Consider the following 23,971-nt stretch of genomic DNA (forward strand, 5'->3'; position numbering starts at 1 on the left):
ACTACCGCAAATTGGCGCCTGATGGGCACTTCGTAACGAAGTTTAAGCTCAAAGCTGCGCCCGAAAAGTCTGTGCAAGCCCGCATGCTAACATTTTAGTTTGCCAACACGGTGGGGCGTCGCCAAGTGGTAAGGCACCTGGTTTTGATCCAGGCATCCATAGGTTCGAATCCTGTCGCCCCAGCGCATGTTTGCCGCTAAAAGAAGTCAGTATCTACACAGTTCCAGAAGGTTATTGAATCATGGAGAAAATCAGGTTAGCCGTTCAAGCTCGCGAAGACAAAACCCCGCGCGCACTCCGACGTGACGGCCTCGTCCCAGCGACCTTGTATGGACCCGGACAAGATTCTGAAAGCGTACAGGTCGATGCCAAAGAATTCAGCCGCCTGCCGGCAGCTGCTTACAGCCACATGATCGAACTTGATTTCGGTACCAAGCAGAAAGTCAACGCAGTTATCAGACACGTACAACGTCGCAATATCAATCACAATTTGATGCATGTCGAGTTCTACAGAGTCAGACTGGACCGCAAACTGACTTTGAGCGTTCCTCTCAAATTTGTGGGCACATCTCAAGCTGTGATCAAAGGCGGACAACTGCAAGAAAACTTCCAGGAAGCCGAAATCGAATCATTGCCTGGCGACATTCCTGATTTCCTGGAAGTAGATCTTTCAATGATCACCGAAATCGAAGGTGCCATCCACTTCTCAGACCTCAAGGTCGCCGACACCATCAAAATCTTGAATCCAGCCGATGAAATTATCGCTAAAGTTGTTGCACCGCGCGCGGTAGCAGAAGGCGGAGCACCTGCAGCAGGAGCCGAAGCGGCACCAGCAGCAGCGGAAGCTCCTGCTCAAGCAGAATAGTCAACAACGGCTGCAAGTTTCTCTGCCATGATTTGTACTTGTCAGTTGATCTGCAAATCATGGTGCTTTAGTCTGGCACGTCACAACATTTAAGCATGCACGTATATGCAGGCGCCCGTCTGCATGGTATGACATAGGTAGGCCTGTCGCTCGCAGGAGATCTCGGTGTCGTATCAAACTCGTTCGCTCAACTTCAGAAAGAGACGTCGCCAGTCAGGCTCCTCCCTGGCCGAATTCGCTCCGGTACTCTTTGTCTTTCTCTTCTTTGCTCTATTCCCACTACTTGACTTGATGGCAGTAGCTGTGGGAACAGCTTCAATTTCTCTGGCAGCTCGGCAGGGCGCGGCGGCAGCTGCAGCCTCGGCTGATTATGGGTCCGGGCTGACAGCCATGGAACGCGATGTCAACCAAGTGCGCAATTCCGGGTTCGGTCACTTCCTCAACCTCAGACCAATTGCAGGGTCAAATGGTTGTGGAGCTGATCTCTGGATCGAAAAAACAGATGTAAGTAGCCCAACATCAATTCAGTTTTGTGGACCAAACAGCAAAGCTCCGCCGCCAATCGACTCAAATGCATTCATCTACGAATACTCTTGCGTCGCCAGCTTTCAGGTAGGACCACTGTGCAACTTGAGCGCAGTGCCCTTTATCGGCAGCGTTCCCGGGCTTGGACCGCCTGCTTCGATCAGATACACAGCCATGGCTGCTGTTGAATATCCAAATGGACTTTCTTCGGGCGCACCGGCGACAGGTTCGTGGGGCGGCCCACCTCCTTAACCGCCTCTATCAGCTTTCTATTTGACACCGTCTGCGGTGCCTGTTAGTTGACTGCCTGGCTCAGGAGTGCGCATAGGCTCACCCGACGCCATCTCTTTCGCTCTCTCTGAGATAGCTGGATTGCCGCCGGTTGTTGCCGGTTGCTGCAATTTTTCGCTCTTCTCACCGATCGGCAAACGCACAGTGAAAGTTGAACCCTTGTTCAATTCACTCTCAAGCTCTATCGTTCCTTTATGGGCTTTGATAATGGTCAGGGCAATGGCCAGTCCCAACCCGGTACCTCCGCCATACAAGCGGCTTCTGGTGCGCGATCTTTCGACGCGGTAAAAGCGATTGAAAATGCGCTGCTGATCAGCGGGAGCGATACCAATACCGGTATCAATGACACGAATGATGGCCTGTCCGTTCGTTGACCGCAGAGTCACAGTCACTTTGCCGCCGGCCTGCGTTGCTTTAATAGCGTTGTTAGTCAAGTTCAAGAACACCTGCTTGAGCTTGTCACCATCTGCAAATACGTAAATTGGCGACTGTGACAGAATGAATTGAACCTCAATCTGCTCGGGCGCAATCACAGTAACAGTATCTTCGACACTGCCAAGCACATCGCGCATATCGACGATTTCTTGCTGATTGATGACAGCCTGTCCGGCATCGGCTCGAGCCAACTGCAACAGGTCTGAGACAAGTCGAATCAGTCTTCCAGACTCGTCCGAGATGGTTTGCAGAGCCTCTCCGAGCAAGTTGGCGTCGATATTCGATCCTCGGCGCAAAAGCAGCTTGGTGTAGCCCTGAATCGATGTAAGGGGAGTTCTCAGCTCATGACTGGCATCTGCAACGAACTGACACTGAATGTTCAAACTCTCTTCCAGTCGGTTTAACAGACGATTGAAAGACTTGCGCAGCTCGGATGTCTCAGTCGGTTCGTTCGGGTCTGTATCCAGACGCTGACGAATATCCATGTTGACGAGCTTTTCAGTGGCCTGCAAGAGCTGATTGATAGGCTGAAGCATCACTCCAGCCAGAAGCCAGTTGACGAGAAAGAGGACAGGTAGGAGCGGAATGTAAAAGAACGCCTCGAAGATATTGCCAGACATGCCGCCCAGGGCGTTGGCAACGATAATGTGACAAATAGCGATAGGGATAATGCCGGAAATCGACATAACAAGCGCCATTCGCGCTCTCATCGACTTCCACCACTCGTGCTTACCCATTGTTCCTACCGAACCTTCAATCGGAATGCCAGCTCGCGCTTCAGCGGCCAGGTATATCCGCTGGACCGCCAGTTTAGCAATAAGAGTAGTATTTTACATCTGAAAACCCGCTTTTCGACGCTTTTCAAGAAGAAGGGCAGAATTTTAATTGGCACCACGAAGTTCCAGATCATCTGGTCCGGGCAATTGGCACCACGACGTGCCCGATCAATGGCTCCACTTAATTGGCACCACCAACGGTGCGCGTGGCATCGGCTTACTTGCTTAATAGCGTGGAAAGCCAGGCATCATGATTCTTTCCATTAGTGACGATACAACTGCCAGTGTAAATTGATTGACCGCCGCTGAGATCGGAATACTTTCCGCCACACTCCTCAATGAGGATCTTCATCGGCGCAAGATCCCAGGGTTTCACACCAATTTCGACGTGCGCTTCTGCCTTGCCCTCGAATACATAGGCGAATCCAAGGTAGTCACCAAAGCCTCGCTGGCGAGCCGTACTCTCGATCAATTTTGTAAACCCTGGCCAATAACCTTCAGCGAGAATGCGATTAGCGCCGCCGAAAGAAAATTGCGATTGAGCAAACTCTTTGTTGTCCGAAACTTTCAGACGCATACCGTTTTTGAAGGCGCCGCGCCCCTTTTCTGCCCAGTACATGTCGTTCATACCGGGTGCCGATACGACACCAAGAACCACCTCTCCATCAATTTCAAGAGCAAGTAGCGTGGCAAAAAAGGGGATGCCGCGGGCAAACCCATAAGTGCCGTCAATAGGATCAACAATCCATTTACGTTTTTTACCATCGGTCGGTGCACCCGCCGACTCCCCCTCTTCTTCACCAAGAATGGCGTCATTGGGAAACCTTGATGCAATCGCCTGGCGGATGATGCGCTCGCACTCCTTGTCAGCCGCCGTTACAGGACTGCCGTCATCCTTTTCGGTAGTAGCGATACCTTCGATGAAGCATGGCAGAGCGACCCGAGAAGCCTGCTCGCATATGTCAAGCGCAAAAACCAGCTCGGCGCTGAAGGCGTCAAGCAGCGGCAACGGGCCACTTTCTCTTTCCATTTTTCACATCCTTACATGCAAATGTGGTTGTTCCGAATTCATGACGCAAAAGGAACTCCCGCGACAGATGTCTCGGGAGCTCCTAAGTAGATCATGGTCATCAGAATAGAGCCAGTGAAGGCGACTACTTGTTGTTTAGAACAAGTACTCGTAAATGCCGCGGAGACCGCGTCCAACACCAACCACAATGTCTCTACCGTCAATAAATGTGCCCTTGACCAAACGCTCATAAAGGAAACCTTTCTGGCGTTCAGCATAAGCGAGGCGCATGTCTTGTTCGATGTTTTTATCTTCGACCAACTTCATGCGTGCTTCGAGTGAATCGACGCGCGCTTTGAGCGCATTCAATTCGCCTCTGAACTCATCCAACAAAGCTGCGAACTTTTCCAAGTCTGCTTTATCTGCTTTGGTAGCGAGTCTTTCAGTAATACACTGCTCGTATTTGTATAGAGCAGCTGCTAGTTCAAAACGTGTTGCGGATTTTTGTCCGCGGAATGTTCTGTCCGGATAACCCACGAGAACGTGGCACGGATTGTTTACAAGCTCCTTGAGAGCATTGTAGGCCCATTCGTTTCCTACAACGTCTGTCAACTCACTCACGTTGGTAGCGCCTTGTGCGCTAGCCGGAGCTACGTTGATCAAGGTGCTAGCACTTACGGCAACTAGTCCAGTAAGTAACGCTGCAAACCCCTTTTTCATCTTAGTAATCACTCCCTTGCAATGACCCGATCTAACGTCCGCCATCATAGCCTAAATGTTCCATAGCAACGTAGACTTAAAACCCCCATTTTTGTTCCGACAAAAAACAAGTCACTAAAAGGCGCATGTACAGCTGCAAAACGGATTCTTAAATAACGTTAACATTTTAACATTTGGTCGCCCAAAATATATCTTTTGTCGATCCCCGAAAGACCGTTCCCTACTCGCTTCATGGCAACCGGCTTATCAAGAACTCAGCCCCGCGAGTGACATGTGTAATTATCAGACGTGTGACGAATAGTCTAAATTGAGTGCGTCAAATTCAAGCCACCAAAAGTAGTGCAGTTGCCTGCATAACGCCGTTCAAAGGTATCGAATATGGTGCCCAAGAGGAGCGCTTCAAACCGCCTCATGACAACATCGACTACAGATACATTTCCTCAACCTGTCTTATGTAAATCCGCAAAATGCAGCAAGGTACAGCCACACACAGGCAATTTCCTGGCAACGAGAGATGTAAAACCGGAATGTGCCCAGAAGCAACCCGGCAGACTGACCAGGAACCTACAACCAGTCAAGTTGGCTCTTTGCATGCGACAATGAGTACAACGAGGAAGGAAATATATGGATCTAAGAATCGCTCATCTTTACGCTCATTTTCTGAATATCTACGGTGATCGTGGAAATATCATCACGATGGTCCAGAGGGCGAGATGGCGTGGCATTAACGCCACAGTTCAGCCAATCGGGCTGGGTGAAAAAATCGACCCTGATTATTTCGATTTCTATTTCATCGGCGGCGGACAAGACAAACAACAACAGACCATAGCCGAAGACCTTGTACAGCGCTCTGCCGAACTTCACAAAGCTGTAGAGTCCGGCGCAGTGATTCTATCTATATGCGGGGGTTACCAACTTCTGGGCCATTATTATCAGCCCCACGAAGGTCCGCAACTGAAAGGCATCTCGCTGCTGGATGCTCACACCGTTGCTGGCAATCGACGCATGATAGGCAATGTTGTCGTCAAGCGCGAAGATGGCTCAACTCTAGTCGGTTTCGAAAATCATAGCGGCAAAACTTTTTTGGGATCGGACTTGAAACCGTTAGGCAAAGCCACGACAGGCAATGGCAACAATGGCGATGATCTGTACGAAGGTGCCGCCCACGGCACTGTATATGGTACCTACTTGCATGGTTCAATTTTGCCGAAAAATCCACATTTTGCTGACGAGCTTTTGACTAAAGCTCTTGCAAGAAGACATGGTGCCGTGGCACTCAGCCCGCTCAATGACGCTACTGAAGATGCTGCTCACAAACGTGCACTGACCCTGCCGGCTTAATCACCCAGGTTGTCTAGGAGGCTTTCTTCTCCGAATCTTTTTTAGCTGAATCGTTTTTCTGTGTAAATGAAGGCGACTCCGCCCCTCCACTTTCCAAATGGAAAGCCGGCTCGCCCAGATCTTCGTTAGCTGGACCATCTATTACCTTTCCATTCATATCAAAACGCGAACCGTGAACAGGGCAATCCCAGCTCTTTTCAAGAGAATTCCAGGAAACAATACCGCCCATATGCGGACAAACTGCAGATCGCTCGCAGAGGTTGCCATGCTCATCGCGGCAGACTGCCACTCTCTGTCCGTTACGAGTAATCACCGCCCCTTCACCAGGATGAATCTGAGTCACCGAAGTGACATCAGACTTAGTCAGGTAATCAATAAATTGAACAGCAGCATTGATATTTTCTCTGATCGTCTCGATCGGGCTGCTAAGCGGAACTCGGCCGGGGCTGAATATTTCGGCAGCAGAATTTTCTCGACCACAAATTTCATCAGTCAAAAGAATTCCGGCAAGTCCTGCAAAACTCATGCCCACGCCCGAGGCTCCGGTGGCGATGTAAATGCTTCTGGAACCTGGTTGCTTACCAACAAAACCAATGCCGTCGAACGGTTCATACACTTGGCCTGACCATTTATAGTCTATTGATCTGAAATTCCCGCACCAGGTCCTGGTCCATTCCTCCAGTCGCGCAAAACGCTCAGCGCCGTCATCGGCTTGCCCGGTCTTATGGTCTTCTCCGCCAACGATGAGGAGTTCGTATTCGAGATCATCTTCGATTGGTTGAGTACGTACATAGTGATAAGGATCGGCTGTGTCCCAGAAGAGTCCTTTAGGAATAGCTCCAAGCGGCACCCTACCTGCGATTGCGTAAGTTCTATAAGCAGCTTGTTTGAGATTGATGCCAAGCCCGAGAATCGGCGAATTGGTAGCAATTATCACAGCATCTGCCGTAACTGCAACGTTTTCATGATTTGTTCTCTTGACGATAACCCTGTCACCGTCGTCAATACCACCAATATGAGTGTTGGCGTAAATTTCTACATTGCGATCGAGACACGCATCAATAAGTCCATCCAAAAATTTCAGCACATGAAATCGGTACTGATTGGGAAAACACAACGCAGGCGTCTTTTCTTTGCGTGATAGTGGACAATCAACCAACTGCACATTGGCAAATCCAACCTCAGAAACAGCACGCAGTTCCTGCTCCAGTTCAGACAGACGACTATCGGGAGAAAGAAACAGATAACCATCGAGCTTTTCAAAATCGCAGTCAATTTTTTCTTGCCTGATGATGCCGGCAATCTGATCGAGCCCGGCGCGAAAGGCGTGAAATACAGACTTTGCACCCTCCACCCCGTGCTTAGAAATGATTTCGTGATACCTCGTGTCAAGCACATCTGTCACGTGCGCTGAAGTGCGATTTGTTTCACCAGCGCCAGGCGGCCCGTCATCGACGACGATAACGCGCTTCCCTTCGGATGCCAACAAATAGGCGGACATGAAACCGGTGATGCCGCCCCCGACAATGCAAACATCGCAGGTTTTGGCCTCGGTCAAAGTCGGGAATTTCGGCAATTCGACTTGATCTGACCACAGGGATGAAGTGTGCTCCGTCTCTTGATTCATGCCGTTTCTCCTTCTTTGCCTTGAGATCAGTCAGTCAGCTCGGCTGCAAACTATCCTCGGATTAGATGGATACTGGGCTTCTTTAGTTCCGCTGCCGTTGTATTTTTATTTGCAAAATCTTGACAACATGCTATAGTTTGGGCACTTACTAGATTAATCACCTGACGCTTCTTGCCCAATTGTTCACCCTCTCGACTACAATCGAAGTAGAGTGAATGTTCAGGATAAGCAAACTGTATGAAAAAACTGGCTTTTGCATCAACACTTGGTTGCCTGATGAGCTTTTGCGCTTCAGGTGTGCTCGCTCAAACTTATAACGCCAATGGCGTCGACTCCCGCATCATTTACGGCGGCAACGGGCTGGCAGCCCCTTCCGGCTCTTACATAGGGGGCGGCACGATGAGCGCCTCCGCTCGCGGACTGAGCCAGAACGGACCGCAAGCCAACCCCGGTCTGCCAAGAGTGCCCTGGGGAGCCAATATCGGCACCGCCGGCGACAATCAATATACAGAAAACAGGATCGGTGCCCAGCAGCCGGTGCAGCAGCAAAGACGGGGAGGCGGTGGAGGCAATTTCACAGCCCCAAGCCTGCCCAGTTCGAAATGGGGCGCCAATATCGGAACGGCTGGGGACGGCATCCGCAGCGACATGAACCCCGGATACTACAGAAACAATCAAAACAACCAGCAATTCATTCAAAATCAAATTCAATTGCAGCAGCGTTATCAACCACCGTCTCAAATTCAGCAAATCATTCAGAGCAGCGGCGGCGGACCGTTGCGGTATGAAGGCGCCGGTTCCGGACACGTAAATTACTGATCGTGACTCGTTAGTGCTAAGGACTTTCCGACCAGGGAAGAACTTTAAGCTGCAGATAGCGTGCACCATAGGCAATGGCATCATCAATTTTCTCGCTCGAAGTGATTTGGCGAACGATAGGCACAGGACTTCTGCATGAACGGATGCTAAACTAGCAGGTCAGTCAGGCTACGCCCGCGCGGGGCGATTCACAAAGAGGACGACGTCTTGAAAAAGATTGTGGTATTAGGCGGCGCTGGCGCCATGGGGCAAATTATCGTTCGAGATCTCGCGGAATCAACAGATGTTGACAGCGTCGTCATCGCAGACTTTAACCTGAACGCAGCCGAAAAACTCAAGTCAGAAGTGGGCAGCCCAAAGGTCAGCGCCGTATTCGCCGATTTGACAAAGCACAACGATCTCGTCACTCTCTTGACTGGCTCAACTGTGGTGATCAACTCGACACCGTATTACTTCAACACCGCAGTGATGGAAGCAGCTGCCCAGGCAGGCTGCAACTACATGGATCTGGGTGGATTGTTCCATGTGAGCAAAGAACAACAACAACTGAACGATAAATTCAAACAGCTGAATTTACTGGCAATACTGGGAATGGGCGCAGCTCCCGGCATGACCAATGTGATGGCCGCGGAAGGCGCAGAGGAGCTTGATCGCGTTGATTCGATAGACATCTACGTCGGATGCGTAGATTTTGTCAAAACGGATCATCCGCTCGCGCCTCCCTATGCGCTCGACACGATTCTCGACGAATACACGAAACAACCAATGGTCTTCGAGGCGGGCGAGTATCGAGCCATGCCACCAATGTCGGGAGAAGTTACGATTGACTTCCCGCATCCAGTTGGAAAGTCAAAAGCGATTCTGACACTACATTCAGAAGTTCTGACACTGCCGCAAACCTATGCGCCCAAGCAAATAAAGTCCGTCACGTTCAGGCTTGGCTTGCCTACTGAATTTCACGAAAAACTAAAACTGCTTGTTGATTTAGGATTGGGCAGTACGGAAGCAGTGGAAGTGCAAGGCAATCAAATCATTCCACGAAAAGTGCTGGCAAAAATGATTGAGAAATTCCCAGCGCCCTCCCAAACTCCAGACGACTGCGAAGTGGTAAGAGTAGACGTGAAAGGCGCAAGCAAAGGCGTCGATAAGCTGGTTCGGCTGGAAAGTATTATTTACGCGGACAAAAAATGGAAAGTATCTTGCGGAGCATTGGATACGGGAGTACCACCATCCATAGTGGCACAGATGATTGCTCGCGGAGAGATCAAAGAGCACGGGGTATTGGCACCAGAGGTGTGCATCCCTCGCCAGCGATTCTTTGACGAGCTGGCCAAACGCAATATAGTGATTAAGAAAACAATCGCCAACGCAGTTTGCTAACGAACGCAGTTTGCTAACAAACGCAGTTTGCTGAGCGAAAGTTTTGCTAGACGAGAGCGTGCTTCAATTCTTCTATTGTCTTATTGAGACTGGCTGCATCTGAAACATTGAACAGCTTGGCGCTGCGATCTATTTTCTTGACCGTACCGACAAGCACTTTGCCGGGTCCTATCTCTATGAAAGTATCGACGCCTTGACTCAGCATATATTCAACCGTCGGGCACCAGCGCACGGCACTTTCCATCTGCCTGCTCAGTTTCTCTTTAATGGCCGCGGCATCTTTTGATGGTTGTGCGTCGAAGTTTTGCACAACATCACAGCTTGCATTTTTGAACTGCACGGCATTGATTTCGCTGGCGAAGTCAATTGAAGCTGCTGCCATCAAAGGTGAATGGAAGGCACCGCCGACCGGCAGTGGTATCACTTTGCCTCCAGCCGCTTTAGCTTTCTCACCGGCTTTCGCGACTGCATCTGGATTACCTGAGATGACGAGCTGATCGCGCGTGTTGAAGTTAGCAACAATCACGACCGCTTCAGTATCTTTTGCGCCCTCACTTTTCAATTCACTATGAGCCTCATGGCAGCATTTTTCGAGAACGTCTGCAGCAACGCCAAGAACTGCTGACATAGCTCCTTTCGGGCACTCTTCCATAAAACGTGCTCGCTTCTCGACCAGTGTCACCGCTTCATCGACTGTCAGCACATCGGCTGCCACCAGAGCAGTGAACTCGCCCAGACTGTGCCCGGCAACAAAATCAGGCTTGGGTCCGCCCAGACTTTGATAACACTTCCATGCCGCAAGAGAAGCGCTCAAAATAGTCGGCTGCGTATTGATGGTGCGCTTGAGCTCGTCTTCCGGTCCGTCAAAGCATAACTTGCTCAAGGAACGGCCGGACACTTCATCGACTTTATGGAAAAGCTGTCTCGCTTCCTCGAACTGATTCGAAAGATCGAGGCCCATGCCGACACTCTGCGATCCCTGACCAGGAAACAGGCAAGCAATTTTTCCCACTTCATCTCTCCTTCTGTCTCAACGCCAACTAACCAACCTGTCACAACTAATTACTACGAATCTTTCGCATCACCTGATGTGTCCGAATTCTCCAGCTTGATCTCTTCACGCTTGTCTTTTGCAGTCCATTTGACGATCGCCGCGCCCCACGTCAGTCCACCGCCAAAGCCGACGAGGCAGCAAGTGGCAGGCGACTGCACCTGGTTGCGCCGAATCGCTTGCCAGAGTGCCAGTGGAATCGATGCCGCAGACGTGTTGCCCAGCTCGTCGACATTGCTTACAATCTGATCTTTCCGCATATTCAGTCGTTCGGCAGCAGAGTTGATAATGCGCCGATTAGCCTGGTGAGGCACCAGGAAGTCGATGTCTTCGACTCTGATACCAGCTTTGGCAGCTGTTGCCCGCACAGCTTCGGGCACTGCATGAACAGCAAATTCGTAGATCGCCCTGCCGTTCATTTGCAAAAATCTGTCCATCGCTCTGGGTGGAGTTGTTCCAGCATGCGGATATGCTGTTCCAGTATTAGGGATATGCAACAGATGAGAGCCTGTGCCGTCGGCTCGCAGATAAGTAGCCAGCACTTCATTTTCATCGTCTGACGCCTGCATCAGGAACGCGCCGGCACCATCACCAAATAAGATGCACGTGTTGCGGTCTTCCCAATTCAGAAAGCGAGAGTGAACATCCACGCCAATGACAAGCACAGTTTTGAAAGTGCCGGAACCAACAAATTGATGTGCCACTGCAAGAGCATAAATGATGCCTGTACATGCGGCTTCCAGGTCGAAAGCTGCGGCGCGGGGCGCGCCGATTGCCGCTTGAACCACGCAAGCTGTTGACGGATAGAGATTATCTGGCGTCGAAGTGGCCACGATAATCAAATCAATAATGCTGGGATCAATCTGAGCGTAAGCAATAGCGTCTTTGGCAGCCATGATGGCAAGCGATGAAGTCGACTCTTCGCCAGAGGCGATGCGACGCTCGCGAATGCCTGTGCGACTGGCGATCCACTCGTCTGAAGTCTCGATGAACTTCTCCAGATCGGCGTTAGTAACCACAGCGCTCGGGATGCCGGCACCGACGCCTATCAATTTTGCGCCAACCGGCATGCTCACGTTATGCAACCCAGGCTAATGGCAAGACAAGCCGCGCTCAACGCAGAGACTGTCGTTACGTTTAGCGTTGTTTCGATCTTGCGCACCACATCTGCCACCACCATGTCTTTGGCGACACGAATAGCGTTTTTGATGGCAACCGATCGGGAGCCACCATGAGCAATGACACAAACACCTTTGACGCCGACCAGCAAAGCGCCACCGGCTTCGTTGTAGTCGATGCGTTGCTTCAAAGCGATAAGGGCAGGTTTTGCCATAACCGAAGCCAATCTTCCCGGTACGGTGCGCAACAATTCATGGCGCAGCATAACAGTAATCATTTTCGAGATGCCTTCAGCGGTCTTCAAAGCAACGTTTCCGGTGAAACCATCGGTGACGACGACGTTGCATTTCCCCATTGGGAAGTCTCGACCTTCAACGAAGCCAATGAAATTGATATTGGCGTGTTCTTTTAAAAGCTTGTAAGCATCCTGAACTAACTGATTGCCCTTGGTCTCTTCCGTGCCGATATTGAGCAATCCGACAGTAGGCTTGTCAATATTCATCAAGCCTTTTGCGAGAATGGAGCCCATCAAACCAAACTGTAAAAGCTGATTGGGATCGCATTCGACATTCGCGCCCACATCGATGACGATGCAACGATTGGGAGTGCACGTCGGCATCAAGCAAGCGATCGCCGACCGATCTACATTTTTTATGCGCCCCAGCCCGATTTGAGCGGCAACTGCAGCTGCTCCAGTTGAACCCGCCGCAACCATGCCGTCGGCCAGCCCTTCGGCGACTTGCTTGGTAGTGACGACTATGGATGAATCCTTCTTGCGAGTAACCGCTCTGCTGGGCTTTTCATCCATTGCCACGATTTCTGTCGCCGGCACAATGGAGATTTCCAGACCGGCGGTCGAATGCCTCTTCAGTTCAGACTGAATCGCTTCTGGTACGCCGACGAGTTGAATCGCGACACCATATTCTCTTGCAGCAAGCACCGCGCCATGAACTACCTCGCGCGGTGCGTAGTCGCCACCCATGGCGTCCACTGCTATACGAATCATTCCTGACTCCCAAGTGCTGCCAAGCGCCGAGCGCTCAGCTCAATGATTATGTGCCTTGAACTCTTTCTTCACGACGGGCTGGACGACCGGAATAATATCCGCAAGAAGTGCAGACATGATGCGGACGGCAAGTAACACCGCAGTTCGTGCAGTTAGTCAAGGTGGTCAATTCAGCTTTCCAGTGCGCTCTGCGCTGGTGCTGCTTCTGATGTGATGTCTTTTTCTTAGGCTGAGCCATGAGTAGCTGGAATCCTCCATCGGTCCGGAACTGATTATTATCTACGAATTTTCTTTGGAATCTTCATTTGGAAACAGAGTCTTTAAGTTCTTCCAGCGCGGATCTATCGGACGGTCGTCTGTTTTCGACGTCCCGGCGCCAGATTTAGCCGCCGCTTTACCGCCAGAAGCGCCGCCAGTGGCGGGTCCTGGGGTGCCCGGGCACTGCTCACCGCAAAGGCAGTAAGTGGGTGTTGCCAACGTTACAGCTTGATACACAACGTCTGTGATGTCAAGCAGCCCATCGTCAGGGATCGGCTCGACAAAATCGTCATGGAGCAGCTCGCCGTCGTGCTTTTCGTTCTTTTCGAAGTCTCGCCCGAGAAAAGTCGTCTGAACGAAGCGCTCATCAATGTCGATACTCAAACTTTGAAAATATGGATTCAGGCAACGATCACAATTCAATTTGAGAAGCGTCGTGATTTGCCCCTCGACCCGCACGCCAGATGGGCTCCAGATGGCAGAAAGTTCACCCACCGCCGGTTTAATCGCTTGAGTCTCACGCAAATCTTCGCGAAAAACAAAATCGAGCCTGTGGTGCGGCATCCCTTTTAAATCGTCAATCTGGACTTTCACAAAAGCACCTTGGAATCGCCGAAAACGACATTAGAGGCGAATAACGCCTCCCCGCTCAGACAGACCGGTCCTCGCTTCAAACAGGCTGGCAATATCGACTGCGACAGCCGTGCTGCGTGACGATTGCATTACCCGCTGAACTGCACGCTTGACGATGGATAATATACAACACAAGTGCCCATTCGCGCTTGCCAACGATATTTAGAGGAATCAATGCCGCCTGACCCGAGCGACTGTCGCATAATTTCCGCTCGCTGGGTCCTGCCTGTGTCGGGACCGCCTCTCAAAGACGCGGCAGTCGTCATTGAAGGAGACACTATTGTTGACGTGCTGTTCAAAGAAGAACTGAGCTACAAATATCCGCCCCAGTTCCTCGAACAACTCCCTGAAGAGCCGCATGATTACGGCGATGCCATCATATTGCCGGGATTTATCAATCTGCATACGCATCTCGATTATTCCGCGCTGCGCTGCTCAGATGTCGAATCGGGCATGTTCGACTGGATTTGCGGGCTGGTCGAAAGATCTTCCAGGTGGAGCCCGGAGCAATGGCGCAGTTCAGCCGCTTACGGCGCCAGGGAAGCAGCCCTTTCCGGAACTACTTGCATAGTCGACAGTTCATTCAGCGGTCTGTCTGTTCATGCCCTGGCTGACACCGGGTTGCGGGCAGTGGTCGGGCTCGAGCTGTTCGGACTGCGCGATGATGAAGCGAACGCCGTCTGGGGGCACTGGCTGAACCGATACGACACACTCAAAAACACCACAGAATCGCGCTCTCGCGTTGCCACAGCGACAGGAAAAATCAAACTGACAGTCGCCCCACACGCACCATATACGGTGTGCCCGACCTTATGGCTGAAAGCAGCGACCTGGGCGCAAGAAAAGGGTCTGCCGCTTCTGGCGCACCTTTCGGAGTCGCGCCATGAATGTGAATGGATTAAGTCCGAGAACAGGCGGGTCGACGAATATCTGACATTTGTCAAAAGGCTATTCAATCCCGCTCTGCCCTTAAACGACAAAGGCATCCTGGAGGAGTTGAGTCAGATACGCTGGAAGGGTCGAGGTCTCTCGCCAACAAAACATTTGAAAAATTATGGATTGCTGGACAACAACCTCATTGCCGCCCATGCCGTTCACTTAGACGAAGACGATGTCAAATTACTGACTCAGTGCCAGGTGAAAGTGGCGCATTGCCCGCGCAGCAACGCTAAATTGCGAAACGGGCGCGCCGCCATCGAAAAACTGCAGGCAGCTGAGATCGAATTTGCCCTTGGCACTGACGGACTGGCGTCGAACGACGATTTGAACATGCTCAACGAAGCTCGCTTTGCAGTTGATCTTCACCGGGCCGCTAATCCCGAATTGCAGTGGACCTCCGAAAGAATTATTGGAAGCATGACTCGTGATGCAGCCCGAATACTCAACCTCAATCATGAAATCGGCACCATAGAGCCTGACAAGCTGGCCGACATAGCTGTTTTCAAACTTGAGCACAGGACGCATGGAACAGAGAATCCTTACGACCTGCTTGTGCACGGTAAGTCCCGGCTGCAAGATCTGTTCGTGGACGGACGAGCTGTGGTGGTCGGAGGCGAACTGGTCGAAGAATAGGGCTCATAAGAGGCGTTAGAGGTCAGATGAGTGATAAAGTCGCTGCCTCTGCCTCTGCCTCTGCCACGGACCTGCCCCCTGTCAACTGGGGCACCCGTATGGTTGCAGCCCTTAAATTCCTCTATACTGTGGTCTGGGGTTTCAGGCTGTCGGCCCCCGGGAAAGTAGCGAATAGCTATATCTCTGCGAAATTAGGAAGGTTAGATTCAAATGGTGGGGCGCAACGATCATATTTGTAGTGGAAGAACCTGCATGTTTTGTCGGGTTCTAGAAAATTCACCGCACAAAGCCGCACTTGGCAGCAAAGCTTTTATGGACCAGCAAGTTATCGAGCGCGTCAAGGAACTTGAGCAACGCTCTTTGCTCACCAGCACAGAGACGCGCATGTCAAACGTGAAAGGCGAAGAGATTGAAAGACTGGCTTTGCTTGACACTCTAACCGATCTCTACAATTCGCGAACTTTCATCAAAGAAATGAAGGATGAGCTGAAGCGCGCCAAACGCTACAAGCGTCCAGTGGCACTGTGTATGGTGACCATCGACGGATTCAAAGAACTGAGCAGACAGTATGGAGCACTGACCGCCGATGCTGTTTTGAAGGCGATTGGAGGGGTGTTGCGAGGCGCTATCAGAGACGTCGACATTCCAGCTCGATACAGCGCAGATCAATTCGCTATTATATTTCCGGAAACGAACGCCTCGGGCGCCTCTATCGTGGCTGAAAGAATTCGCCAGCGCATCGGCACGCAAACAATCACGCACAACTGGTCCAATGTCAAAGTCACAGCTAGCGTTGGTCTGGCTGCTTTCCCGGCTCATGCTCGCGAACATGATGAACTGCTGATGAGAGGTCTGGAAGCCATGGAAATGGCGGAAAATCGCGGCGGTGACCGCGTCTGCACGGTATAGCACGCAGGGCGGAAAGCGACCCAGCTAGCTAAACATCGCGTAATTCGTCTCAGGGCCATCAGTCACATCGATGCGTTCAGCGCGTTTGACATACTCGGCCAGCATTGCGCTGACAGGCAGCATGACCGCCTCGTAAGCAATCTTCACCAGATAAATGCAGATCATTGTCTTGCCCAGTTCGGATAAAGGCACCACTCCAATAAATCCGATCACATAGAAGAGCAACGTATCCCAAAATTCTCCCACCGTAGTGCAAGAAAGGAAACGCAGATATTGCGCCCCTCCTGACTTTCCGCGCTGGGCGAATTTCATTTTCGAAACGCCCACAGCCGTTATGTATTCGCCGACCAGGTAAGCAAAAACTGTGGCCAGCACAATGCGAGGACCCTGTCCAAGAATCTGATCGTAAGCACCCTGGTTGTGCCAGAAGTCCGCTCCGGGAAGAACTCCCAAGCCCCAGTAAACCAAGGCCGTGAAAATCTGCGCAGCAAGCCCGGCCCAGATAATGCGCCTGGACCGCCTGTATCCGTAAACGTCGGTGAAGATATTACTAAGCACAAATGTAAGCGGCCATATCGTCGTGCGACCACATATGGTGAATGGTCCCATGGCTATGAACTTGGACGAGGCACTGATCGAAAGCACGATCACGCAAATGTATGCAGCAACGATAAAGGTATAAAGCGAGCTAATCGATTCTCTGGCGGGCAAGCAACCATCAGCATCATTGCGACGATTCGCCTGAATGGAACGCTCATCTTTAACTAGTAGGTTCGGCATTGTCAGGTCGCGATCGTGATACTGCACTTATAAATCAACGTTAGCGCATCCCCAGCTCCGGCAGCGCCGCGGACTATAAAGCTTAGTTCACATCACGACCGGACCTTCCCGCACCAGAATCTGCAAACTGTTAACGACAGCAGCAATGGGCATCGGAAGAGTGATCCAGCCAGTGCCAACACCTTATGAGATTGTTTCACCTTGGCAGGGAGCCGGCAGGGCTGCGATAGAATGAAGGCGTTGTTTGTACGGAATTTACTAACCAATGGCAAAAAATCGCTCCGGTCCACTCATCAAAGATTGGAAGCCAATCGCAGTCATCATCGCGCTGGGCTGGTCGCTCGTGACGTTGTTTCACGTCGAACCGGAAAAGACGGTCAACGACTGGATCGCACTGGGCAATCTTCCTTCCAATGAGCTGAGAGCAGAAGTTGACAAGCGAATTCAGGCATTGCCGAACTTCGCGAAAATGAACGAATACGAGAAAGAAGACGCGCAGAAGCGCTTGCTGGATGAGGCACAACTTGCCAACAACATTCAGATTCTTCACAAAGTCAATGGTTATGTTCTTTTCACGAGCCTCAAGCTCGGTCTCGACTTGCGCGGAGGCAGCCAGCTAGTTCTGCAAGCATTGCCGTCGCAGGCAGTGACAGAAATCACGCCCGAAGTGATGAGAGGAGTCGAGACTGTCATCAACAACCGCATCAACAGCCTCGGTGTGTCTGAGACCCTGGTGCAGCGCTCCGGAAAAGATCGACTGATCGTCGAACTTCCCGGCATCAAAGATCCCCAACAAGCAAAAGACAGAATCGGCACCACCGCCCTGCTCGAATTTAAAGAGCTGGAAGTACTGCCGAACGGCTTGATGACCTGGAAAGATGTAGGTCTCACCGGTGCCGATTTCAAACATGCGCAGGCTTCACCGATGGTATCAGGTGGTTTGTGGCGAGTATCTTTCGAGTTCAAACCCGATGGTGCAAAAAAATTCGGCGAGTTGACTTCGCGCCTTGTCGGAAAGCAAATCGGTATCTTCCTCGATGGAGAGCCGACTGATCGTGGTCAAGACGGTAGACCCGTTCCAATCACTGAGTATCGTGGTGTGACGGTGCGTGAACCGATTCTTGGTGGCACCGGCGAAATCACAGGTAACTTCAACAAAGATCAGGCCGTCGACCTTTCAGTGAAATTGAATGCCGGTGCACTGCCTGTACCCGTCAAAATTCTGGAAGAACGTACAGTGGGCGCTACTCTCGGTCAGGACTCGATTCATAAGAGTCTGGTTGCCGGTGGTGTTGGTATCGCCTGCGTCATGGTCTTCATGATCGCTGTCTACGGAGTACCGGGGTTCATTGCCGACACGGCCTTGATTCTCTACACGATTGCCACTCTGGCTATTTTCCAGGCCATCCCCGTCACTCTCACATTGGCTGGTATAGCCGGTTTCATTCTCTCAATCGGGATGGCGGTAGACGCAAACATTCTCATTTTCGAACGAACAAAAGAAGAATTGCGAGCCGGCAAGTCTCTATACGGAGCCATTGAAAACGGCTTCGGAAGAGCATTCAGCTCGATTTTCGACAGTAACGTCAACAGTATGATCGCCTGCGGTGTGATGATGATGTTCGGCACATCAATCGTGAAAGGATTCGCCGTGACACTTGCAATCGGGGTCGCGGTCTCGATGTTCACAGCCATTACCGCAACGAGAGCATTGCTCCACCTGGTACCAAAACAGTGGGGAATGTTCGGTACGAAATTCGATCAGAAGAAAAGCAACGTGAAGGCCAAGGAGGCAGTGTGAAAAAGGGCATCGTAGATTTAGTCAAATACAGATGGATCTGGTTTGGCATCTCCGGAGCGATTTTGCTTCCCGGACTGATTGGCATCGTCATGTGCCTGCAGCAGTTCCATGCTCCTCTGAAGCTGGGCATCGACTTTACCGGCGGTTCCATCCTGCAATATCAATTTGAGAAACCAGCCCCTCTCGAAACGGTTCGCAGTGTGCTTGAGAGCTCAGATCTGGCAGGCTCACAGGTGCAACAAGCAGAAATAGGCGGCAAAGAAGTAGTCGTCATGCGTACACGTGCCCTCGACGATGAAGCAGAAAAACGAAAACTTGACGAAAACTTGAGATCGAAGCTTGGCGACTTCAAGGTGCTTTCAGTCGACAAGGTGAGCGCCACTATTGGACCTGAACTGTTGCAGAGCGGTCTGGTAGCGATGTTGATTACCTTTGGCATGATGGTGGCCTACATTTCATACCGATTTAAATTCGATTACGCCATCTGCGCCATTGTTGCGCTCGTGCACGACGTTCTCGCCCTCTGCGGCATCTTTGCAATTCTCGGCTTGGCCATCGGCACTGAAGTCGACAGCCTCTTTATAAGCGCCATTCTCACCGTCATCGGTTTCTCTGTACATGACACTATCGTTGTCTTCGACCGTATACGAGAGAATGCAAAATATGTCGGCAGCAAAGCAACAGACCCGGTGCGTGGCGACTACAAGAAGACTTTCGGTGATGTCGCCAACGATAGCGTCAACCAGACCCTGGCACGATCCATCTACACGTCTCTGACAGTAATCATCACTCTCACTGCCCTGTACCTGCTAGGCGGCGTCACCACCCGCGATTTCGTGCTGGCGATGCTGATTGGAGTCATCTCGGGAACTTACTCGTCCATTTTCAACGCCAGCTGCCTACTTGTCGTCTGGCGCGAGATGAAGCAAGGACGCAAAGTCAAGACAGCCTGAAATTACTCACACAAACTGACCTTCAAACACCTGTTTCTTTTCCCGTAGTTGTTCTATCCTCTATGTGGGAATATTCAGAGAAGGCGTTTTATCAGCCGGAAGGGATCCCCTTGTAAAGGTAAGCCGACGGATTAAGCAGATGGACGACCAAGAAAAGCACCACACGCCAATCTCAGATGAAGATAAATGGGAGCTTCTCACCCGCCCAGAGAAATTGGGCGAGCTGCTTCTTAAGCACGGCATGATTACCCTGGCTCAGCTCGAAGAATTAATCAAAGAGCAAGAGTCGAGCGGCATGCCCTTCGGCGAGCTGGTGCTCTCCAAAGGCATCATGTCCCGTCAAGATTTACTGACAGCACTGGATTGGCAGCATAAGAGCGACCAGGTGATTATCGACTCGCTTACAGAGCTGATCAACAAACACAAGCGCGACTAAACGATCCCGAGTCGATGCGATGCAAGTCAACGCGATGCAAGCGATTTTCGTTGTCGCTCCAGGTAACTTAGCTAAGCAGAGCTGATCCTATTTTGCTTTACGCTTCGCAGATGACTTTGCGGCCTTAGCGGCGGGTTTCGCAGCGGGCTTAGCGGCCATACGAGTAGGTTTCGCTGGAGCTGCTGCTTTCTTTTTCTTGAGTTTGTATGGACCATCAACAGACATGCGCTTTTCCGCCATAGCCATAACTTTTGAAGCCGGCACCTCCAGGGCTGACGACAGGCGACTCAAGTTTTTTACCGAGATGTTTCGCGAACCACGTTCGAGATCGCCGATGTAAGAGCGATGCAATCCGCTCTTCCTGGCAAGATCACTCTGAGAAATTTCGAGAAACTCGCGTCTCTCTCGAAGAATTAAAGACAAAGCAAATACCAATTGATCGTGCACGGGATGCCCCCCTATAGCCAATTTCGCCACTTCTATCTTTTCACCCAAACAAAATTGTCCCTGTCACCCAACAGGGTGATCTTCTATCCGCAGAATAGTGACTACAAAATCCAGCACACCGGATAAAAGTATCAGAGCATGTATTCACAAAGCTTGCCGCGGATCGCGGGGTCGACCATCTTATCCAACAATGGTCTGAGAAGCGTTGCCCCGTGAGCACTCCGGGAGAGAGCCCAGAGTGCATGTTCCAGCAAAAGGGGATTTTGTTCGCGCTCGACAAAAGCCGACAATTCATTCTCAATCGTTCGCGCACTATTCTCATCGCCTTCCACGACACAACGCTGCAAGCTGTTTCCCAGCACGACAAGCGCATTGCGAACCAGTCCCAAACGTTTCGGTCGGCGCAAGGGACTGGTTGCACCAAAACGCACGGTAAACTCGTTGTCGTCATGTATGCGAAGAATCTGACGGAGATCCAGATAATGCCCACTTCCCGAACCAGGCTGAAACTCTGACCATGGCGCTTCCGGCGGTGATTGATTGTAAGGGCACACGTCCTGGCAAATGTCACATCCAAAAACCCAGCGTCCGAGCGCTGAGCGTAGATGAACGGGAATCTCTCCTTTATTCTCGATTGTCAGATAGGAAATACACAAATTTGCATCGATCTGACCCGCCTCAACAATGGCCCTGGTTGGGCAGGCTTCGCCGCAGCGAAAGCAAGCGCCGCAGGTACCTCTATATGGCTCATCTGCATCAAGTTCGAGATCTGTGAACAGCTCAGCGATGAAATAGTATGAACCGGATAGCTTCGGCCCAATAATCATCGTGTTTTTGCCGGAGAACCCGAGCCCGTGCCGTGCTGCATATGCTTGTTCGTAGAGGGCAACATCATCGGTAAAGGGCTTTCCAATCAAAGGGCGCCCTATCTCAGCTTCGATTCGTGACTTCAGCTCTCGCAGACGAGCCCTGATCACGGGATGGTAGTCAAGCCCGACTGCGTATCTGGCTACTCGTCCGTAACAGGGACCAGGGTCGGGCGGCAACTGTGTAAAGTAACTCACCGAAACGATGATTGCGGAACGACTGTTTGGATAAAGAAGTTGCGGCGATGTTCTAAAATGAGGATTGCGTTTCAAGTACTCCATGCCGGCGGCATATCCCTGTGCAAGCCAATGCTCGTACTGCTTGCGTTCCGCATCCATCGGTTCAATCGAACCAATCACAGTGCGGTGAAAGCCTAACGATTGAGCGACTTCGAAAATTTTCTGCTTCATACCCATTCGCCCAGTTTAAACCAATCAGGAATGTTTCACGGTGTCTGATCTTTCAACCAAAGCAACTGAAGAATCCTTCCGCCTCGAAGACTTCGAATATGATTTGCCGTTCGAATTAATAGCCCAGGAACCGCTGCGCGAAAGAGCCAGTTCCCGGCTGCTTCACTTAAACAAGTCGACGGGCGAAACTGAACATAAGACGTTTGCCGACCTCAGCGATTTTCTGAAGGCTGGTGATGTGTTGATTTTGAACAACACTAAAGTTTTGCCTGCTCGCGTGATTGCGAAGCGCCAGAGTGGTGGCACAATTAAATTACTCTTGCTGAAACAATCGGGCAGCTCACCTCGCCAATGGGAAGCGATGGTCACCCCGATCAAACGCCTCAAACCGGGTGAGAAGCTTAGCGTTGCCAGCGACAAAGGCAAAGAGTTCCAAATCACAGTTGCCGATATCGACGTTGGATTCGACGGATTTAAGCGTCTGATTGTAGATCTGGGTGAACCAGACAACGCCTGGCAGTTATTGAACCAAGCCGGATACGCGCCTCTGCCACCCTACATTCTGCGCAACTATGAAAAGGCAACGGCAGATCCAAACGAATCACATTCAAGAGAAACGGACTTGAATCGTTATCAAACCGTGTTCGCACAAGAACCAGGGGCGGTGGCAGCGCCGACTGCCGGACTGCACTTCACAGAGGCGCTCCTGGAGCGACTTAAGAGCCAGGGAGTGCTGGTTCATTACTTGACTCTGCACGTCGGTGCGGGCACATTCAAACCGATCAATAATTCACTGGAAGAACACAAAATAGAACCGGAACGATTCTCGATTTCGGCAGAAACGGCCGCTGCCATAAATCTGGCGAAGTCCGAGATGCGGCGCGTTATCGCCGTCGGAACCACATCTCTGAGAGCCCTCGAAACAGCCGGTGCACACGGCACAATTGAACCTATAGAAGATGGCGTCACTCATTTATTTGTCAAACCTGGGTACGAGTTCAAGATAGTCGATGCAATGATCACAAACTTCCACCTCAGCAAGTCCAGCTTGCTGGTTTTAGTGAGCGCCTTTGCCGGTCGCGATAAAATTCTCAAGGCATACAATGAAGCTATCGAACGGCGCTATCGCTTCTACAGTTACGGCGATGCGATGCTGATTCTCTAAGAAAATGACTGTTTCAGGTCGACTCTGCCAGGATATCAACGCAGACGCCATTACCACCTTTAGCCATGACGATTTCGGCAGCGATTTCCGCCTGAGCGATGATTTCTTCCAGCCCCTGGGCATCCGGAAATTGGCAAATGCCGATGCTCGCCGAAAGCTTGATTCTGTTCCATTGAGCCATAACGCTCTGGTCCTGAAACTTAGCGCGAATCCTCTCAGCCAGTATGCCGGCGCCCTCGATTGGGGTTTCAGGCAAAATCAGCAAGAAACGGTCCTCGCCGTAACGACCAACCATGTCTACGTCAGCCCGACAAGCCCGAATCAATGTCTCAGCGGCGCTGTTAACAACGCTCTCGCGTGCCAGCACGCCGTACTGGTAAAAGATATCAGCATAGCCGTCTATGACGACGACACACACCGAAAGAGCGCGCTTATATCGGCGAGCGCGGGTCAGCTCGCGACGCAGAGAACGCAGCATATAGCGGAAGTTGAAGGTGGGGGTATCCTGATCGAAGAAAGCCCGGCGATCGATTTCCTCTTCGGTCAGATCTTCGTGTTGAACCTGCGGCTGGGAAAAAATATTCGGCTTTCCAGGATTACGAATCAAGTCGAGAGCTTCTGCTTCGTTGATGTTTAATCCGACCTTATTGCGTACATCCGACACTCGTCGATGAAATAAGTTGTCTCTGCCGACAAAATCTTCGTCGTCTTTTGGCATTTTTCTGCCCTACTCCAGTGCCGACCCGCCTTCGTCTGGTCGACTTCAATCAAGTCCC

24 protein-coding genes and 1 tRNA gene are annotated in these 23,971 nt (G+C 51.2%); 12 read left to right on the top strand and 13 right to left on the bottom strand.

Going from position 1 to position 23,971, the window contains the following annotated elements:
* Positions 1-111: 111 nt before the first annotated feature.
* The 3 genes from EKK48_01625 to EKK48_01635 all read left to right on the top strand — a co-directional run bounded on the left by EKK48_01625 (position 112) and on the right by EKK48_01635 (position 1,642).
* A tRNA-Gln gene (locus EKK48_01625) sits at positions 112-183 on the top strand.
* A gap of 58 nt (positions 184-241) precedes the next feature.
* Entirely contained in the window at positions 242-865 is a 624-nt protein-coding gene (locus EKK48_01630; protein ID RTL46065.1) for a 50S ribosomal protein L25, read from the top strand.
* A gap of 165 nt (positions 866-1,030) precedes the next feature.
* Positions 1,031-1,642, top strand: coding sequence for a hypothetical protein (locus EKK48_01635; GenBank protein ID RTL46066.1), 612 nt, complete (start codon positions 1,031-1,033; stop codon positions 1,640-1,642).
* Positions 1,643-1,659: 17 nt separating this feature from the next.
* On the opposite strand, the gene EKK48_01640 is transcribed toward EKK48_01635, so the two are convergent.
* From EKK48_01640 to EKK48_01650, 3 genes are all read right to left on the bottom strand, one after another.
* Positions 1,660-2,853 carry a HAMP domain-containing histidine kinase gene (locus EKK48_01640; GenBank protein ID RTL46067.1) on the bottom strand — a complete coding sequence of 398 codons (1,194 nt, stop codon included), beginning with the start codon at positions 2,851-2,853 and terminating at the stop codon, positions 1,660-1,662.
* A 256-nt stretch (positions 2,854-3,109) separates the two neighbouring features.
* On the bottom strand, positions 3,110-3,922 hold the full coding sequence (locus EKK48_01645) for an inositol monophosphatase (protein RTL46068.1): 813 nt from the start codon (positions 3,920-3,922) through the stop codon (positions 3,110-3,112).
* Positions 3,923-4,057: 135 nt separating this feature from the next.
* Positions 4,058-4,669 (bottom strand): hypothetical protein, encoded by a 612-nt coding sequence (locus EKK48_01650; GenBank protein RTL46069.1) that lies wholly within the window; start codon positions 4,667-4,669, stop codon positions 4,058-4,060.
* 576 nt (positions 4,670-5,245) lie between these two features.
* Here EKK48_01650 and EKK48_01655 point away from each other — a divergent pair.
* The gene (locus tag EKK48_01655; protein ID RTL46070.1) at positions 5,246-5,962 is read left to right on the top strand and encodes a glutamine amidotransferase; all 717 of its coding nucleotides are present in this window, start codon (positions 5,246-5,248) and stop codon (positions 5,960-5,962) included.
* Between the two features lie 13 nt (positions 5,963-5,975).
* Here the strand turns inward: EKK48_01655 and EKK48_01660 are convergent, their stop codons facing one another.
* Positions 5,976-7,589 carry an FAD-dependent oxidoreductase gene (locus EKK48_01660; protein RTL46071.1) on the bottom strand — a complete coding sequence of 538 codons (1,614 nt, stop codon included), beginning with the start codon at positions 7,587-7,589 and terminating at the stop codon, positions 5,976-5,978.
* Positions 7,590-7,826: 237 nt separating this feature from the next.
* On the opposite strand from EKK48_01660, the gene EKK48_01665 reads away from it, so the two are divergent.
* Together EKK48_01665 and EKK48_01670 are read left to right on the top strand one after the other, a co-directional pair.
* The gene (locus EKK48_01665) at positions 7,827-8,408 is read left to right on the top strand and encodes a hypothetical protein (GenBank protein RTL46072.1); all 582 of its coding nucleotides are present in this window, start codon (positions 7,827-7,829) and stop codon (positions 8,406-8,408) included.
* A 207-nt stretch (positions 8,409-8,615) separates the two neighbouring features.
* Positions 8,616-9,788 carry a hypothetical protein gene (locus EKK48_01670; GenBank protein ID RTL46073.1) on the top strand — a complete coding sequence of 391 codons (1,173 nt, stop codon included), beginning with the start codon at positions 8,616-8,618 and terminating at the stop codon, positions 9,786-9,788.
* A gap of 46 nt (positions 9,789-9,834) precedes the next feature.
* Here EKK48_01670 and fabD read toward each other — a convergent pair whose 3' ends face one another.
* The 5 genes from fabD to EKK48_01695 are packed head-to-tail and all read right to left on the bottom strand — an operon-like array spanning position 9,835 to position 13,816.
* Positions 9,835-10,800: a [acyl-carrier-protein] S-malonyltransferase gene (fabD, locus tag EKK48_01675; GenBank protein ID RTL46074.1), complete on the bottom strand. Its 966-nt coding sequence runs from the start codon at positions 10,798-10,800 to the stop codon at positions 9,835-9,837.
* Positions 10,801-10,853: 53 nt separating this feature from the next.
* Positions 10,854-11,909: a ketoacyl-ACP synthase III gene (locus tag EKK48_01680; GenBank protein ID RTL46075.1), complete on the bottom strand. Its 1,056-nt coding sequence runs from the start codon at positions 11,907-11,909 to the stop codon at positions 10,854-10,856.
* A gap of 2 nt (positions 11,910-11,911) precedes the next feature.
* Entirely contained in the window at positions 11,912-12,964 is a 1,053-nt protein-coding gene (gene plsX / locus EKK48_01685; protein RTL46076.1) for a phosphate acyltransferase PlsX, read from the bottom strand.
* A 46-nt stretch (positions 12,965-13,010) separates the two neighbouring features.
* A complete protein-coding gene (locus EKK48_01690) occupies positions 13,011-13,202 on the bottom strand; it encodes a 50S ribosomal protein L32 (protein RTL46077.1) in 192 nt (63 codons plus the stop codon).
* Positions 13,203-13,243: 41 nt separating this feature from the next.
* The gene (locus EKK48_01695; GenBank protein ID RTL46078.1) at positions 13,244-13,816 is read right to left on the bottom strand and encodes a DUF177 domain-containing protein; all 573 of its coding nucleotides are present in this window, start codon (positions 13,814-13,816) and stop codon (positions 13,244-13,246) included.
* 213 nt (positions 13,817-14,029) lie between these two features.
* On the opposite strand from EKK48_01695, the gene EKK48_01700 reads away from it, so the two are divergent.
* Both EKK48_01700 and EKK48_01705 read left to right on the top strand, forming a co-directional pair.
* Positions 14,030-15,427: a hypothetical protein gene (locus EKK48_01700; GenBank protein RTL46079.1), complete on the top strand. Its 1,398-nt coding sequence runs from the start codon at positions 14,030-14,032 to the stop codon at positions 15,425-15,427.
* Positions 15,428-15,637: 210 nt separating this feature from the next.
* On the top strand, positions 15,638-16,336 hold the full coding sequence (locus EKK48_01705; GenBank protein RTL46080.1) for a GGDEF domain-containing protein: 699 nt from the start codon (positions 15,638-15,640) through the stop codon (positions 16,334-16,336).
* A gap of 24 nt (positions 16,337-16,360) precedes the next feature.
* Here EKK48_01705 and EKK48_01710 read toward each other — a convergent pair whose 3' ends face one another.
* Complete coding sequence (locus EKK48_01710) at positions 16,361-17,116, bottom strand: VUT family protein (GenBank protein RTL46081.1); 756 nt, start codon at positions 17,114-17,116, stop codon at positions 16,361-16,363.
* Between the two features lie 265 nt (positions 17,117-17,381).
* Between EKK48_01710 and secD the strand changes: the two genes are divergently transcribed.
* From secD to EKK48_01725, 3 genes are all read left to right on the top strand, one after another.
* The gene (gene secD, locus EKK48_01715) at positions 17,382-18,917 is read left to right on the top strand and encodes a protein translocase subunit SecD (GenBank protein ID RTL46082.1); all 1,536 of its coding nucleotides are present in this window, start codon (positions 17,382-17,384) and stop codon (positions 18,915-18,917) included.
* Complete coding sequence (gene secF / locus EKK48_01720; protein ID RTL46083.1) at positions 18,914-19,870, top strand: protein translocase subunit SecF; 957 nt, start codon at positions 18,914-18,916, stop codon at positions 19,868-19,870. Before secD ends, secF begins: the two co-directional genes overlap by 4 nt.
* Before the next feature lie 139 nt (positions 19,871-20,009).
* A complete protein-coding gene (locus EKK48_01725) occupies positions 20,010-20,306 on the top strand; it encodes a hypothetical protein (GenBank protein ID RTL46084.1) in 297 nt (98 codons plus the stop codon).
* An 87-nt stretch (positions 20,307-20,393) separates the two neighbouring features.
* Here the strand turns inward: EKK48_01725 and EKK48_01730 are convergent, their stop codons facing one another.
* Positions 20,394-20,741 (bottom strand): XRE family transcriptional regulator, encoded by a 348-nt coding sequence (locus EKK48_01730; protein RTL46250.1) that lies wholly within the window; start codon positions 20,739-20,741, stop codon positions 20,394-20,396.
* Positions 20,742-20,884: 143 nt separating this feature from the next.
* Entirely contained in the window at positions 20,885-22,036 is a 1,152-nt protein-coding gene (gene queG, locus EKK48_01735) for a tRNA epoxyqueuosine(34) reductase QueG (GenBank protein RTL46085.1), read from the bottom strand.
* 34 nt (positions 22,037-22,070) lie between these two features.
* Here queG and queA point away from each other — a divergent pair, with 34 nt between their 5' ends.
* Positions 22,071-23,195 (top strand): tRNA preQ1(34) S-adenosylmethionine ribosyltransferase-isomerase QueA, encoded by a 1,125-nt coding sequence (queA, locus tag EKK48_01740; GenBank protein RTL46086.1) that lies wholly within the window; start codon positions 22,071-22,073, stop codon positions 23,193-23,195.
* Positions 23,196-23,208: 13 nt separating this feature from the next.
* On the opposite strand, the gene EKK48_01745 is transcribed toward queA, so the two are convergent.
* Entirely contained in the window at positions 23,209-23,913 is a 705-nt protein-coding gene (locus EKK48_01745; GenBank protein ID RTL46087.1) for a GGDEF domain-containing protein, read from the bottom strand.
* Positions 23,914-23,971: the final 58 nt, after the last annotated feature.

The sequence above is a fragment of the Candidatus Melainabacteria bacterium genome (genome assembly GCA_003963305.1).
In the GTDB taxonomy this organism is placed as follows: domain Bacteria; phylum Cyanobacteriota; class Vampirovibrionia; order Obscuribacterales; family Obscuribacteraceae; genus PALSA-1081.

Excerpts from the sequence above, each read along its gene's own strand:
- EKK48_01630 (RTL46065.1), top strand. The coding sequence starts at position 242 with ATGGAGAAAATCAGGTTAGCCGTTCAAGCTCGCGAAGACAAAACCCCG.
- EKK48_01640 (RTL46067.1), bottom strand. The coding sequence starts at position 2,853 with ATGGGTAAGCACGAGTGGTGGAAGTCGATGAGAGCGCGAATGGCGCTT.
- EKK48_01645 (RTL46068.1), bottom strand. The coding sequence starts at position 3,922 with ATGGAAAGAGAAAGTGGCCCGTTGCCGCTGCTTGACGCCTTCAGCGCC.
- EKK48_01650 (RTL46069.1), bottom strand. The coding sequence starts at position 4,669 with ATGATGGCGGACGTTAGATCGGGTCATTGCAAGGGAGTGATTACTAAG.
- EKK48_01655 (RTL46070.1), top strand. The coding sequence starts at position 5,246 with ATGGATCTAAGAATCGCTCATCTTTACGCTCATTTTCTGAATATCTAC.
- EKK48_01660 (RTL46071.1), bottom strand. The coding sequence starts at position 7,589 with ATGAATCAAGAGACGGAGCACACTTCATCCCTGTGGTCAGATCAAGTC.
- EKK48_01665 (RTL46072.1), top strand. The coding sequence starts at position 7,827 with ATGAAAAAACTGGCTTTTGCATCAACACTTGGTTGCCTGATGAGCTTT.
- EKK48_01680 (RTL46075.1), bottom strand. The coding sequence starts at position 11,909 with ATGCCGGTTGGCGCAAAATTGATAGGCGTCGGTGCCGGCATCCCGAGC.
- plsX (RTL46076.1), bottom strand. The coding sequence starts at position 12,964 with ATGATTCGTATAGCAGTGGACGCCATGGGTGGCGACTACGCACCGCGC.
- EKK48_01690 (RTL46077.1), bottom strand. The coding sequence starts at position 13,202 with ATGGCTCAGCCTAAGAAAAAGACATCACATCAGAAGCAGCACCAGCGC.
- EKK48_01700 (RTL46079.1), top strand. The coding sequence starts at position 14,030 with ATGCCGCCTGACCCGAGCGACTGTCGCATAATTTCCGCTCGCTGGGTC.
- EKK48_01705 (RTL46080.1), top strand. The coding sequence starts at position 15,638 with ATGGTGGGGCGCAACGATCATATTTGTAGTGGAAGAACCTGCATGTTT.
- EKK48_01710 (RTL46081.1), bottom strand. The coding sequence starts at position 17,116 with ATGCCGAACCTACTAGTTAAAGATGAGCGTTCCATTCAGGCGAATCGT.
- secD (RTL46082.1), top strand. The coding sequence starts at position 17,382 with ATGGCAAAAAATCGCTCCGGTCCACTCATCAAAGATTGGAAGCCAATC.
- EKK48_01725 (RTL46084.1), top strand. The coding sequence starts at position 20,010 with ATGGACGACCAAGAAAAGCACCACACGCCAATCTCAGATGAAGATAAA.
- queG (RTL46085.1), bottom strand. The coding sequence starts at position 22,036 with ATGGGTATGAAGCAGAAAATTTTCGAAGTCGCTCAATCGTTAGGCTTT.
- EKK48_01745 (RTL46087.1), bottom strand. The coding sequence starts at position 23,913 with ATGCCAAAAGACGACGAAGATTTTGTCGGCAGAGACAACTTATTTCAT.